Below are 13,350 nucleotides of genomic sequence, written 5' to 3'. Positions count from 1 at the left end.
CCGGCCATCTCCAATGCGCTAGACAGCCGCAGGTGCCCTGACACCTGAGGCTGTGTTGAACTAATATTTGTCTTCTTGTTTCACGCTCTGGAGAGCACTCATGGAATGGCGAAAAGGCCGGCGTAGCGACAATGTGGTCGATGCACGGGGTGCAGGTGGCGGTGGCGGTGGTATGCGCTTTGGCGGTGGCAAAGGACTGGGACTTGGCGCCATCTTGCTGATTGTCGGGATCGGCTGGCTGACGGGCCAGGACCCTTTGCAGATCCTTGGTCAATTGACCGGCCAGATGCAGCAGCAAGCGCCTGCCGTGACCGATGGCAAGGCGCCTCCGGCCAATGACCAGCAGGCGGAATTCGTCGCCTCCGTATTGGGCGACACCGAAGACACCTGGCAAGCATTGTTCGCCCAGTCCGGCAAACAGTACAAGGACCCCAAGCTGGTGCTGTTCAACGGTCAGGTGAATTCTGCGTGCGGCTTTGCCACAGCGGCGGTCGGGCCGTTCTACTGCCCGGCGGATCAGCAGGTGTACCTGGACATGTCGTTCTTCCGTGAAATGGAAACACGCTTCTCGGCTGCTGGCGACTTCGCCCAGGCGTACGTGATCGCCCATGAAATCGGCCACCATGTGCAGACGCTGCTTGGCGTGTCGGCCAAGGTGGACGCGGCACGGCGTAGCGGCCAGCGCATGGAAGGCAGCAATGGCCTACTGGTGCGCCAGGAACTGCAAGCCGACTGCTTTGCTGGCGTGTGGGCCTACCAGGCACAGAAACGCCTGAACTGGTTGGAACCTGGCGATGTGGAGGAAGCGCTCAATGCCGCCAACGCCATCGGTGACGACCGACTGCAGCAGCAGGGTCAAGGGCGCGTGGTGCCGGACTCGTTCACCCATGGCACCTCGGCCCAACGCGTGCGCTGGTTCAAGGCCGGGTTCGCCGAAGGCGACGTCGACAGCTGCGACACCTTCAGCGCGCGTACTCTCTGAAGGTGCTCAGCGTTGCGTCCTGATTGATTCGTCCATTGCAGCACCTGTGGTCGCTGAAACGCGCCGTATCGCCCCTACGGCTGAAAAAGCGTTTCAGCTTCCTCGCCAACGGCCGATAACTCCAGCACGATTGAGCGGGCAGCCAGAATAACAACGCCTTGCGATCGGAGATCAAGAGAGCGAAAACAACTTCTGGAGTGCGTGCATGAACAGCTGGTTTGCCAATATCAGCGTCAACCTCAAACTCGGCCTGGGCTTCGCCCTGGTGCTGATCCTGACCGGCCTGCTGGCCCTGGTGGGCTGGACGAGCCTGGGCGGTCTCATCGACCGCAGCAACTGGATGAGCGACATCGGCCAGTTGAACAAGGACCTTACCGACCTGCGTATCGCCCGCCTGCAATACATGATCGCCAACGGCGATGATGCCGCGGCTGCCAATACCCTGGCCAAGCTCGATACCTTCAGCAAGCAGCAAGCTTACCTGGAGCACACGTTCAAGAGCCCCGAAAACGTCAAGCTGCTGGGCGAACTGGGCGACATCATCAGTGCCTACAAGGTATCGCTGTCCAAGATGCGCCAGGGTTACGACGCCAGTCGTGCCGCACGCGCCGCCATGACCCGCGCCGGTAGCCAGGCGGACCAGGCCATGGAAGCCTTGAGCCAGGAAGTCATGGCTCGGCCCGAGGCCGACAGCGTGCGCCTTGCGCAGTACCAACTGATCAGCAAGGCCCGCCAGCAATTGATGCAGGTGCGCATCGATGTGCGCGGCTACATCGCCGACAACACGGCGGACAATGAACAGGCGGCTCTGCGCCAGCTCGATGCGGCGCTCGCGGTGGTCGATAGTCTCAAGCGCGAGCTGTCCGGCCCAAGCGACCGGGTGCAACAGCTCGAGCGCGCAGTCACCGACTACCGTGAAGCTACGCGTCAATTCCGCGATGCCGTGACCACCATTACCGGTGCTCGCGCCGAGATGACGGTCCAGGGCGCGGACATCGTCAAGCACAGCGATGCGCTGTACAAGATCCAGCTGGAGCGTCGCGATGTCGAAAGCAGCCAGGCGCGCACCTTGCAGACCATCGCTACCCTGCTGGCGTTGCTGGTGGGTATCGTGGCCGCCGTCCTGATCACCCGGCAGATCACCCGGCCGTTGCAGGACACCTTGGCGGCGGTCGAGAAAATCGCCAGCGGCGACCTGACCCAACAGTTGCATGTCACCCGCCGCGACGAGTTGGGGGTGCTGCAGCAAGGCATTGCCCGCATGGGCACGACCCTGCGCGAGCTGATCGGGGGCATTCGCGATAGTGTGACCCAGATCGCCAGCGCTGCCGAGGAGCTGTCGGCCGTGACCGAACAGACCAGTGCCGGTGCCAATAGCCAGAAAGTCGAGACCGACCAAGTGGCCACCGCAATGCATGAGATGGCCGCCACGGTTCAGGAGGTGGCACGCAATGCCGAACAGGCTTCGCAGGCGGCGACAGGTGCCGATGGCGAGGCGCGGGCCGGGGATCGGGTGGTGGGCGAGGCGATCAGCCAGATCGAGCGCCTGGCGCAGGACATGCACCGCTCCACCGAGGCCATGACTGCGTTGCAGCAGGAAAGCCAGAAGATCGGCAGCGTCATGGACGTGATCAAATCGGTGGCCGAGCAGACCAACCTGCTGGCCCTCAACGCGGCCATCGAGGCGGCACGTGCAGGCGAAGCCGGACGCGGTTTTGCCGTGGTGGCAGACGAAGTGCGCGGGCTGGCTCAGCGCACGCAGAAGTCGACCGAGGAAATCGAGGAGCTGATCGCCAGCCTGCAGCACGGCACCCAGCAGGTAGCCAATGCCATGCAGGGCAGCCGCGCCTTGACCGACAGCAGTGTCGACCTGGCGCGCAAGGCCGGTGAGTCGCTGGAGAACATCACGGGCACCGTGTCGAGCATCCAGTCGATGAACCAGCAGATTGCCGCCGCAGCCGAGCAGCAGAGCGCGGTTGCCGAAGAGATCAGCCGCAGCATTCTGAATGTGCGTGATGTGTCGGAGCAGACGGCCTCTGCCAGCGACGAGACGGCGGCGTCGAGCGTTGAGCTGGCGCGCCTGGGGGGCGAGTTGCAGATGCTGGTCAGCCGGTTCCGCGTTTGACCTGAGGCAGTGGGTTGGGCGTGGTGGCCCGTAGCAGAGGCCGCACAACGGCCTCTGCTGTTGCCGCAAGCCTCAGCCATTGGCTGAGTGCTCGCACTTCGGCGCGCCAGCAACCGGCGCGCCATCAGCCCTTCACTTCACCACCATCCCTACTCCACGGCCACGCGGGTCGGACGCGGTCTCAAGCGTCTGTCCGTTGACCCGAATGGCCTGGATGTCGCCCATCTCCCAGCCTTGGTCCTCCAGCACGTAACCCATCTTTTTCAGATCAGCAGCCACCTGCCCGGTTAGCGGCGCATAGCTGTCGAAATAGATCGTGTCCTTGGGCAGCAACTGGTGGTGGACCCGCTGCGCAGCCACTGCCTTGTCCAGCGGCATGCCGTAGTCATACAGGTTGTTCATCACCTGGAAGATCGAGGTGAAAATGCGCGACCCACCCGGTGTGCCGATCACCAGCTCCACTTTGCCGTCACGGGTCATGAGGCTGGGGCTCATGGAAGACAGCATGCGCTTGCCCGGCTCGATGGCATTGGCATCGCCACCGATCACGCCGAACGCATTGGCGGCACCCGGCTTGGCGCTGAAGTCGTCCATCTCGTCATTGAGCAGGAACCCGGCACCTTTGACCACCACGCCACTGCCGTAGTCGAGGTTGAGCGTGTAGGTGTTGCTGACCGCATTGCCGGCCTTGTCGACGATGGAAAAATGCGTGGTCTGGTGCGGCTCCAGCCCGGGCTTGACCTGATCGGTAGCGGAAATGGCCTTGGGATTGACCTGAGCCGCACGCTTGGCCAGGTAATCCTTGGCCACCAACTGATCCACGGGCACTTTTGTGAAAGCCGGGTCACCGAGGTAGTCGGCCCGGTCGGCGAAAACGCGTTTTTCAATCTCGGCCAACAGGTGGATGTACTGCGCAGAGTTGTGCGCCACACCCTTGAAATCGGCGGCACGGTCCTCCTTGATGCCCAGCAGCTGGGCCAGGGCAACGCCACCGGAACTGGGCGGGGGCGCGGTGTACACGACATTGCCGCGCCAGCTGACGGCCATGGGCTCACGCCACACGGCCTTGTAGTCCTTGAGGTCCTGCTTGGTGATCAGCCCCTTGTCGGCCTGCATCTGCGCCACCAGCAGGTCGGCGGTCTTGCCCTGGTAGAACTCGCTCACGCCCTTGTCGGCGATGCGCTCGAGGGTCTGGGCCATCTCGGGTTGCTTGAACAGCTCGCCCACCTTCATGCTGCCGAAGTAGTCGTTGAAGTTGGTGGCGGTCTTGAACATGCCTTGGGCATCGTTGCGGTACTGATACTGCTTGTCGGCGACCTTGAAGCCGTTTTTGGCGTAGCCGATGGCCGGTGTCAGCAGCTCGCTCCACGGTAGCTTGCCGAACTTGCGATGGGCCTCCCACAAGCCCATCACCGTGCCTGGCACGCCTGCAGCACGGGCACCCACCAGGCTCAGGTTCTCGATCACTTCGCCTTTGTCATCCAGGTACATGTTGCGCGTGGCCGCCTTGGGCGCCACTTCACGGTAGTCAAGGAAGTAGGGCTTGCCGTCCACGAACAACGTCATGAAGCCCCCACCGCCAATGTTGCCGGCTTCGGGGTAAGTCACTGCCAGCGTGAATGCGGTGGCTACCGCGGCATCGACCGCGTTGCCGCCTTTTTTCAGGATATCGGCGGCTACCTGGGCGCCGTACTGATCAGGCGCGGCGACAGCCCCGCCCTCCAGGGCAACGGCGTACACCGATGAGCTGCCCAACAGCGCGGCTGCCAGAGCCAGGTACTGGAAAGGGACGCTACGCATGACACATTCCTTGGGTGTTGTTCTTGTGGGACCGTCAGTAAGACCCAAGCGTCAGGCCTGTGCAATCTCATCGTCCATGACGCGCCGCCCCTAGGCAGCAGATGTCGCGTTCAGGCAACTGAACAGGCGTAGATGGCCAACTTGCGCTGGATGAAATCCAGGAAGCATTGAATGCGCAGGGCCAGCTGGGTATTGCGGTAGTACACCGCATGGATGGGCTGACGATGGCCGTTGTTGGCCTGGGGCAGCACGACCTGAAGGCGGCCGCTGCGAATGTCTTCGTGGGTCATGAAGTGCGACAGGCTGACGATGCCCTCCCCGGCCAGCGCCAGTTGTCGCAGCGTCTCGCCGCTGGAAGCGACCAGCGTAGGCCGAATGGTCCAGTGTTCGCCCTGGGCATGGCGCAGGGGCCACTGGTTCAGCGTCTCGGGTTGACTGAAGCCAAGCAGGCAGTGATCGGCCAGATCCTCGACCCGCTGGGGGGTGCCGTGACGCGCCAGATAAGCCGGGCTGGCGAGCACCTGCACCGGGCTGCAACCCAGGTTGCGCGCGTGCAGGCTGGAATCGGCCAGCTCACCGATGCGGATGGCCACGTCGGTACTGTGCTCAAGCAGGTCGATGATCAAATCGTCGGTGTTGAGCTCCAGGTCGATGCCGGGGTACTGCTGCCGGAACTCGCCTATCCAGGGCACGATGGCGTGAAGCATGAATGGCGTGGCCGCGTTGACCCGCAGGCGACCGATGGGCGTCTGCCGGTTCATCGCCAGGCGCTCTTCCAGCTCGTCCATCTGCCGCAGCACCTGCCTTGCCTGTTCGAGAAAGAACCGCCCCTCCTCGGTCAGGTCCATGCGCCGGGTGGTGCGGTTGACCAGCGTGGTGCCCAGCTTGGCCTCAAGGCGCGCCAGGGTTCGGCTGACCGCCGAGGGCGTCTGGCCCATTTGCGCGGCCGCTGCAGAGATCGACCCACAGTCGATGACGGCGACGAACACCTGGAGTTCTTCGGATCGGGTTTTCACATCAAGGCCTGCGGGTAGAGTTGCCAGGGTCTAGATAGCCGCTTGCGCAAGGGAAGTCCAGCAGTGCCATCAAGGCAGATGTCTACCGAGCCTTGCCAAACACCCGCTCCAGGTGCGCTTGATAGGCCGCCAGCGCTGCCGGGACATCCGGGCGCTTCATGACGTCGGTGGCCAGGAAGGTCGGCAAGCCGCTCATGCCCAGGAACTGCTGCGCCTTGTGGAAGGGGAAGTACACCGCATCCACACCTTTGCCCTCGAAGAAGTCGTCAGCCTCGTCGAACGCCTGCTGCGGTGCATTCCACGTGAGCGACAGCATGTACTGTTTGCCTTGAATGAGCCCACCACTGCCGTACTTCTGCGTGTGATCCGAGCGGGTACGACCATCGCTGGCATACAGGCTGCCGTGCCCGGCAGTGAAGACCTCATCGATGTACTTCTTGACGGTCCAGGGCGCGCCCATCCACCAGCCTGGCATCTGGTAGATCACCACGTCAGCCCAGAGGAATTTCTCCACCTCCTCCTGGACGTCATAGCCCCCGTCGATGAAGGTCTGGCGCACGTCGAAACCTGCACGGTCAAGGTGCGCCAGTGCGGCCTCATGCAGGGTGCTATTGAGCTGGCCTGCGGAATGGGCAAACTGTTTGCCGCCGTTGAGTAGCAAGATGTTTTTCATGGGGGCCTCCCGGACCTGATCACTGATTGCAGGCAGGTTAAGGTCAGGCGCAGTTGGGAAACAGCCAATCAACAGCAAAATACATTTGACTCAAGATCACGAATCGACCGGGATTATTGCTTTAATCTTTGGCACTTACGAAGCAGGAGACCCTCATGAACGAGCAATACGCCTTCATTCTCAAAGCCAAGACACGCCCGGAAATGGCAGAAGCCTTCGAGCAACTGTTCCGGCCCTATGTCGAGCCCAGCCGACAAGAACCCGGCTGTGTCGAATACCACATGCTGCGCGATCAGCAGGACCCGAGCCTGTTCGTGTTCTTCGAAGTCTGGGCGAACAAGGCGGCACTGGATGTGCACTCGGCCCTGCCGCACATGGCTGCTTTTTTCGACCGGCGCATGGATTACCTGGAGCGCGACTTCGAGGTCCAACGGGTCGACATGCTCAGCGACTCATCCGCTAACCGTTGATCAGCAAATGCACGCCCAGCAGCATCAGGCCCACCAAGAAACAGCGGCGGAACACCTGTGCGCTGACGCGTCGGCGCAGCCACTGGCCCGCCTGCATGCCAAGCAGGGCGGGCACCACCAGCAGTAAAGAAGCACCCAGCGCCGGGCCGCCGAGTGCGCCTTGCCCGGCAAGGCCCACAGCCAGCGCCAGGGTGGACACCGTAAATGCCAGCCCAAGGGCCTGAATCATCTCGTCACGGCTAAGCCCAAGGCTTTGCAGGTACGGCACTGCCGGCATCACGAACACACCCGTGGCCGCACTGATCACTCCGGTAGCCAGGCCGCAGACAGGGCCGAGCCACCCTTCGCGTTTCCGGGCAATGCGCAAGGCCGGCCCAGCCAGTCCATAAACGGCATAGAGAATCAGTGCGCCTCCCAGTGCATGCGCGGCCCAGGGGCCACTGCTGATGCCCAGCCACGCACTGCCCAGCAAGGTACCGATAAAGATCATGGCCAGCATCGGGCCCAGCCTGCGCAGCAACGCTCGCAAATGCCCTCCTGCCGCCAATTGCCAGAGATTGGTCACGGTGGATGGGACGATCAGTAACGCAGCAGCCTGCGCGGGCGGCAGAGCCATGCCCAGCAGCCCCATGGCCACGGTCGGCAGGCCGAGCCCGATCACGCCCTTGACGGCACCTGCCAGAACAAAGGTGGCAAACACCAGCGCAGTCAGCAGTAGGCCAAGGTCTTGGTAAAACGCTGTAAATGTCATCATGTGCCCATCATGGCCAATGCATGACGCGCTGAACATCTGTCATATTCGTGGTCAGCCTCTTGCCTGGACAGAGCCACGTGCATTTTGATCTTGTTGACCTGACCCTATTCCGGCACGCTGTCGAGTGTGGAAACATCACCGCCGGTGCTGGGCGTAGCCACTTGTCGCTGCCAGCAGCCAGCGCCCGGATTCGTGCCATGGAGGCGTCCCTGGGCGTTGCACTCCTGCTGCGCAATCGCCGAGGTGTCAGCCCCACGCCCGCCGGGCAGGCATTGCTGCAACATGCCCGGCTCATCGCCCAGCAGGTCGAGCGCTTGCAATTCGACCTGGGTCAGTACGCGCAGGGGCATCAAGGCCAGGTGCGCTTGCTGTGCAACACCGCGGCCCTGACCCAATACCTGCCCGAACTGCTGGCGGCCTACCTTGCCCAGAACCCAGGCATGAGCGTGGATGTGCAGGAGTACCCGAGCTTGCGCATCGTGCAGGCCATCACCCAGGGCATGGCCGACCTGGGCATCATCTCCAGCGCAGCACCTAGCGAGCATCTACAGACGCAGCCCTTTCGCGACGACCCGTTGGTACTGGTGACGCCAACGGATCACCCGCTCGTCAACCTTCCCTCGCCGCGCTTCGTCGACAGCCTGGCCCATGGTCACGTCGGCCTCGGGCCGGCCAGTGCCCTGGCGCTTTACCTGGAAGAGCAGGCGCTGCGTGCAGGCCAGCGCATGCGCGTCAGGGTTCGTGCCGAGGGCTTCGAAGGCGTGTTGCGCATGGTCGCAGGCGGTGCCGGCGTCGGGGTCGTGCCCTTGGCGGCGGTGCAGCGCTGGCAAGGGGTGTTGCCGCTGCGGGCCATGGCACTGCAGGAACCCTGGGCTAACCGGAAGTTGCTGTTGTGCGCGCGCGACTTTGCGGCCCTGCCAGGCTACGCAGCGGCATTGGTCAGCGTATTCGCCGGGTGTGCCTGAAACTTCTTGTCGCGCAGCCAGGTCAGTGGCAAGAGCGCCGGTGACTGCGGCTTTACCGGCCACCAAGACTGCAACAGAATGCGCGACAACGCCCCACCAAAAAGGACTTGCCAGTGGCCTCGATCTACCAGCTCAAACCCCGTTTCCAGGCCCTGCTGCGGCCTCTGGTGCAGCGCCTGTACGACAGGGGCGTGACGGCCAACCAGGTCACGCTCACCGCTGCCGTCATCTCCGTTGCGCTAGGGCTGCTGCTGGCGGCCCTGCCCCACCTTCACGGGTTGTTCATCCTGGTGCCCATATGGATGCTGCTGCGCATGGCGCTCAACGCCATCGACGGCATGCTGGCACGGGAATTTGGCCAGCAATCCACCCTTGGCGCCTATCTGAACGAGCTGTGCGACGTGATCGCCGATGCCGCCCTGTACCTGCCGTTCGCCCTCTTGGTAGGCGTGTGGCCGCCGCTGGTGGTGATGGTGGTGCTACTGGCGACGATCAGCGAATACGCTGGCGTGATGGGGCCCTTGGCAGGTGCCTCGCGCCGCTATGACGGGCCCATGGGCAAGAGCGACCGCGCCTTCGCCTTTGGTGTACTGGGTACCGGTGTCGCCCTGGATGTGCTTGACGGTACCTGGATCAATGGTTTGCTGCTTGTGGTCCTGGCGCTCTGCCTCTATACCCTCTACAACCGGGTGCGTCGCGGGCTGGCTGAAACCCGCTGAGTCTTCGCCCGTCGCATAAGGATATCGACCATGCGCCAAGCGCAAAGCCTGCATTTTTCCACCCATGACGGTGTCGAGCTGCATTACCGCCACTGGCCCGCCACGCGCAACGAACACCAGCCGCGTCGGGCGGTGGTGATGTTCCACCGTGGCCATGAACACGGCGGGCGAATCGCCCACTTGGCCGATGAGCTGGACATGCCGGGCTATGACTTATTCGCCTGGGATGCCCGCGGTCATGGCCTGTCGCCCGGCGCACGCGGGGACAGCCCGAGCTTCGCGACCAGCGTGCGCGACGTGCAGACGTTCATCGAGCACATTCAGGCCCGTCACGGGCTGGCCGAACAGGACCTGGTGGTGCTGGCGCAGAGCGTCGGCGCGGTGCTGGTGGCCACCTGGGCGCATGACTATGCACCCAAGGTGCGTTGCCTGGTGCTGGCGTCTCCGGCGTTCAAGGTCAAGCTGTACGTCCCCTTGGCACGCCCTGGCCTGAAGCTGCTCAAGGCCGTGCGCGGCAATTTCTTCGTCAACAGCTACGTCAAGCCACAACTGCTGACCCATGACCCGGAACGGGTCATGTCGTACAAGGCAGACCCGCTGATCAGCCGGCCCATTTCGGTGACCATGCTGCTAGGGCTGTACGAAGCCGCCGATCGTGTGGTGGCCGACGCCCAGGCCATCCAGCTACCGACGCAACTGCTGGTCTCCGGTACAGACCTGGTGGTCGAGCTAGCACCCCAGCAGCGCTTCTTCGACCGTCTGGGCAGTGCGCGCAAGGAGATGCACGTGCTGCCGGGGTTCTTCCACGACACCTTGGGCGAGCGTGAGCGAGCACACGCTTTACGGCGTATCGAGCGTTTCGTCGAGCACTGCTTCGCCTGCCCTGCCGAGCGGCCTTCGCTGCTCGATGCGGACAAGACCGGCGCCAGTTGCGCCGAGGCCGAAAGCTTGGCCGCGCCTTTGCCCCGCCACTCGCTGCGCGGGCTTTACTGGCGCGCCACCCGAGCCGGTCTGCGCCTGGGCAGCAAGGTAGCGGACGGCGTGCGGCTAGGCTTCGACACGGGTTTCGATTCGGGCAGCACACTGGACTACGTGTACCGCAACCAGCCTGCAGGCAAAGGCGCGCTGGGCCGCCTGGTCGACCAGAACTACCTCAATGCCATCGGCTGGCGTGGCATTCGCCAGCGCAAGCTGAATGTGGAAGCACTGCTGCGCCTGGCCATGGATCGTCTACGCGAGGCCGGCCGACCCGTGCACATCGTGGATATCGCAGCCGGCCATGGCCGCTACATTCTCGAAGCCCTGCAACAGGTCGATCAACGCCCAGAATCAATCCTGCTGCGCGATTACAGCCCGCTCAACGTGCAACAAGGCACCGCGCTGATCCAGGAAAAGGGCCTGGGGGACATTGCCCGTTTCGTCCAGGGCGATGCCTTCGACCGCCCTAGCCTGGCGACGCTGGAACAGCCTCCGACGCTGGCAGTGGTATCAGGCCTGTACGAACTGTTCGCCAGCAACACCCTGGTGAGCAACTCATTGGCTGGCCTGGCACAGGCAATGGAGGATGGCGGTTACCTGGTCTACACCGGTCAACCGTGGCACCCGCAACTGGAGATGATTGCGCGTGCCTTGACCAGCCACCGGGGTGGCGAGGCCTGGGTGATGCGTCGTCGCAGCCAGGCAGAAATGGACCAGCTGGTGGAGGCGGCAGGCTTTCGCAAGGTGACCCAGCGCATCGACGAGTGGGGGATTTTCAGTGTCAGCCTCGCTCAACGGGTGCGCTGAGTGGACCTTGTGTTGGTCGCTAGCCTGCTGCGCCGGGGCCGGCAACTGGCAGGGCTCTCGGACGGCATGACCCTGCTGGCGCTCGGGTTCGGCCTGGTGCCGCTGCTTGGCGCGGCGCTGTCACCCTGGTCGCTTGTGCCGTGCCTGCTGCTCATCGGCCTGGGCATGCTGCACAAGTACTGGGCCATCCGCGTTGCACTCGATGCCGACCTGTTCGCGCACCTGGCCAACAGCCAGGACCTGGCAGCAGACACCCAGGCACTGGACCGCGCGTTGTTCGACCACGGGCTCAAGCCGCAGCCAGTCGATGCGCGCACCTGGCCGGTCCGCAGCCGGGCGGCGCTTGCTCTGCTGCGTCGCCAGGGCCTGTGCCTGGGCCTGCAACTCACGGTGGCCTTGGCTACCCTGCTGATACTGTCTATCAAAGGATGATGAACGTTCCATGCTCGCCAACCTGACCGCCTACCTGATCACCTCGGCCGCGCGCCTGATTACCGGGGCGCGAGCCCTCTGGCTGGGGTGCACGCCCCTTCCGGTGCAGCGCCTGTACTTTGCCAATCACAGCAGCCACGGCGATTTCGTCCTGCTATGGGCATCGCTGCCCCAGACGCTGCGGCGTCGCACTCGGCCGGTAGCCGGTGCCGACTACTGGGCCAAGCCGGGGATTCGCGATTTTCTCATCCGCAAGGTATTCAATGGCGTGCTGATCCAGCGACATCGCGACGAAGGCCAGGGCCACCCCTTGCAACCGGTACTCGACGCCGTGGCCCAGGGCGATTCGCTGATCTTCTTTCCGGAAGGCACGCGCAACCTCAGCGATGAGCCCTTGTTGCCGTTGCGAAGTGGCCTGTATCACCTGGCGGCGGCCCACCCGCAGGTCGAGCTGGTGCCGGTATGGATCGCCAACCTCAATCGGGTGATGCCCAAGGGACGCGCCTTGCCGTTGCCGTTGCTATGCACCCTGAGTTTCGGCGAACCCTTGCACCTGCAGGCCGACGAAAGCAAGCAAGCCTTTCTGGAGCGGGCTGGCCAAGCCCTGCTCGATCTAGCCCCCAAGGACGTTTGACATGCACGACAATACCCTCGCGCTGTTCGCCGGCATCGGCGCCCTGCTGCTGCTCGCCAGTGTGATCGGCCGTGTGCTGAAGTGGCGCGCAGGCCCCGGGCCCCATGCGGTGATCGACAACCTCAACGCCCGCATCAATGCCTGGTGGGTCATGGTGCTGGTAATCGGCATCGCCTTCGTCTTCGGCAAATACGGCGTGATCGTGCTGTTCTACGGTGTGTCGTTCTATGCCTTGCGCGAGTTCATGACCCTCACGCCCACCCGGCGCAGTGACTACCCCGCCCTGGCGGCGGCGTTCTACATCGCGCTGCCCGTCCAGTACGTGCTCATCGCCATGGACTGGTATGGCCTGTTCAGCATCTTCATTCCGGTCTACCTGTTCCTGTTGCTGCCGATCCTCGCCAGCCTTGGGGGCGACACCACGCGCTTTCTGGAGCGGGCTTCGAAGGTCCAGTGGGGCTTGATGATCGCGGTGTACTGCGTATCGTCGGTGCCGGCGCTGATGACCCTGGAGATCCCCGGCTTCGAGGGGCGCAACCTGCTGCTGATCGCCTGGCTGATCGTGGTGGTGCAGCTCAGCGATGTGCTGCAATACGTGTGCGGCAAGCTGTTCGGCAAGCGCAAGGTGGCGCCCAACTTGTCGCCTTCCAAAACCCTCGAGGGCCTGGTCGGCGGCGTGGCACTGGCCACGCTGATCGGCGCGCTGCTGTGCTGGATCACGCCGTTCAGCTTCTGGCAGGCCGCCTTGATGGCCTTGGCGGTCAATACCATGGGCTTCTTTGGTGGGCTGGTGATGTCGGCGATCAAGCGCGACCGTGGCGTCAAGGACTGGGGGCACATGATCGAAGGCCATGGCGGCATGCTCGACCGCATCGACTCGGTCTGCTTCGCTGCACCGGTGTTTTTCCACTTCGTGCGCTACTGGTGGGCTTGAAACGGCGCCAAGGCCTGGTAGCGCGTTAGCCGGTAGTTTGGGCTGACCCTGCGCGAACAGC

At 63.5% G+C, this 13,350-nt stretch carries 13 protein-coding genes and 1 pseudogene; 10 read left to right on the top strand and 4 right to left on the bottom strand.

Annotated features, from left to right (window positions below):
* Positions 1–100 precede the first annotated feature (100 nt).
* From ypfJ to NMB38_RS03645, 3 genes and pseudogenes are all read left to right on the top strand, one after another.
* Positions 101–982, top strand: coding sequence for a KPN_02809 family neutral zinc metallopeptidase (gene ypfJ, locus NMB38_RS03655; protein ID WP_027914384.1), 882 nt, complete (start codon positions 101–103; stop codon positions 980–982).
* Positions 983–1,187: 205 nt separating this feature from the next.
* A pseudogene (locus tag NMB38_RS03650) lies at positions 1,188–2,204 on the top strand (methyl-accepting chemotaxis protein); the annotation flags it as partial.
* Positions 2,205–2,243: 39 nt separating this feature from the next.
* Complete coding sequence (locus NMB38_RS03645) at positions 2,244–3,107, top strand: methyl-accepting chemotaxis protein (RefSeq protein ID WP_371259666.1); 864 nt, start codon at positions 2,244–2,246, stop codon at positions 3,105–3,107.
* A gap of 132 nt (positions 3,108–3,239) precedes the next feature.
* Here NMB38_RS03645 and ggt read toward each other — a convergent pair whose 3' ends face one another.
* The 3 genes from ggt to mdaB all read right to left on the bottom strand — a co-directional run bounded on the left by ggt (position 3,240) and on the right by mdaB (position 6,596).
* The gene (gene ggt / locus NMB38_RS03640) at positions 3,240–4,907 is read right to left on the bottom strand and encodes a gamma-glutamyltransferase (protein ID WP_027914382.1); all 1,668 of its coding nucleotides are present in this window, start codon (positions 4,905–4,907) and stop codon (positions 3,240–3,242) included.
* A gap of 110 nt (positions 4,908–5,017) precedes the next feature.
* Positions 5,018–5,923 carry a LysR family transcriptional regulator gene (locus NMB38_RS03635; protein ID WP_027914381.1) on the bottom strand — a complete coding sequence of 302 codons (906 nt, stop codon included), beginning with the start codon at positions 5,921–5,923 and terminating at the stop codon, positions 5,018–5,020.
* A gap of 82 nt (positions 5,924–6,005) precedes the next feature.
* The gene (gene mdaB / locus NMB38_RS03630) at positions 6,006–6,596 is read right to left on the bottom strand and encodes an NADPH:quinone oxidoreductase MdaB (RefSeq protein WP_027914380.1); all 591 of its coding nucleotides are present in this window, start codon (positions 6,594–6,596) and stop codon (positions 6,006–6,008) included.
* A gap of 155 nt (positions 6,597–6,751) precedes the next feature.
* Between mdaB and NMB38_RS03625 the strand changes: the two genes are divergently transcribed.
* The gene (locus NMB38_RS03625; protein ID WP_027914379.1) at positions 6,752–7,066 is read left to right on the top strand and encodes a putative quinol monooxygenase; all 315 of its coding nucleotides are present in this window, start codon (positions 6,752–6,754) and stop codon (positions 7,064–7,066) included.
* Here the strand turns inward: NMB38_RS03625 and NMB38_RS03620 are convergent.
* The gene (locus tag NMB38_RS03620) at positions 7,056–7,820 is read right to left on the bottom strand and encodes a sulfite exporter TauE/SafE family protein (RefSeq protein WP_027914378.1); all 765 of its coding nucleotides are present in this window, start codon (positions 7,818–7,820) and stop codon (positions 7,056–7,058) included. The genes NMB38_RS03625 and NMB38_RS03620 overlap by 11 nt on opposite strands.
* Positions 7,821–7,897: 77 nt before the next feature.
* Here NMB38_RS03620 and NMB38_RS03615 point away from each other — a divergent pair, with 77 nt between their 5' ends.
* The 6 genes from NMB38_RS03615 (at position 7,898) to NMB38_RS03590 (ending at position 13,289) form a co-directional block, all read left to right on the top strand.
* Complete coding sequence (locus NMB38_RS03615) at positions 7,898–8,785, top strand: LysR substrate-binding domain-containing protein (protein WP_049696529.1); 888 nt, start codon at positions 7,898–7,900, stop codon at positions 8,783–8,785.
* Between the two features lie 113 nt (positions 8,786–8,898).
* On the top strand, positions 8,899–9,504 hold the full coding sequence (locus NMB38_RS03610) for a CDP-alcohol phosphatidyltransferase family protein (protein ID WP_027914376.1): 606 nt from the start codon (positions 8,899–8,901) through the stop codon (positions 9,502–9,504).
* 30 nt (positions 9,505–9,534) lie between these two features.
* Complete coding sequence (locus NMB38_RS03605) at positions 9,535–11,289, top strand: bifunctional alpha/beta hydrolase/class I SAM-dependent methyltransferase (protein ID WP_490805834.1); 1,755 nt, start codon at positions 9,535–9,537, stop codon at positions 11,287–11,289.
* Positions 11,290–11,721 carry a hypothetical protein gene (locus NMB38_RS03600; protein ID WP_028687611.1) on the top strand — a complete coding sequence of 144 codons (432 nt, stop codon included), beginning with the start codon at positions 11,290–11,292 and terminating at the stop codon, positions 11,719–11,721.
* Between the two features lie 10 nt (positions 11,722–11,731).
* Positions 11,732–12,355, top strand: coding sequence for a lysophospholipid acyltransferase family protein (locus tag NMB38_RS03595; protein ID WP_027914373.1), 624 nt, complete (start codon positions 11,732–11,734; stop codon positions 12,353–12,355).
* 1 nt (position 12,356) lies between these two features.
* Positions 12,357–13,289, top strand: a complete 933-nt coding sequence (locus NMB38_RS03590) for a phosphatidate cytidylyltransferase (RefSeq protein WP_023534414.1) — start codon at positions 12,357–12,359, stop codon at positions 13,287–13,289.
* Positions 13,290–13,350: the final 61 nt, after the last annotated feature.

It is taken from the genome of Pseudomonas sp. FBCC-B35, from assembly GCF_059133755.1.
Note: the sequence above shows the minus strand (reverse complement) of the source record. Positions and strands in the feature narration are given on the sequence as shown.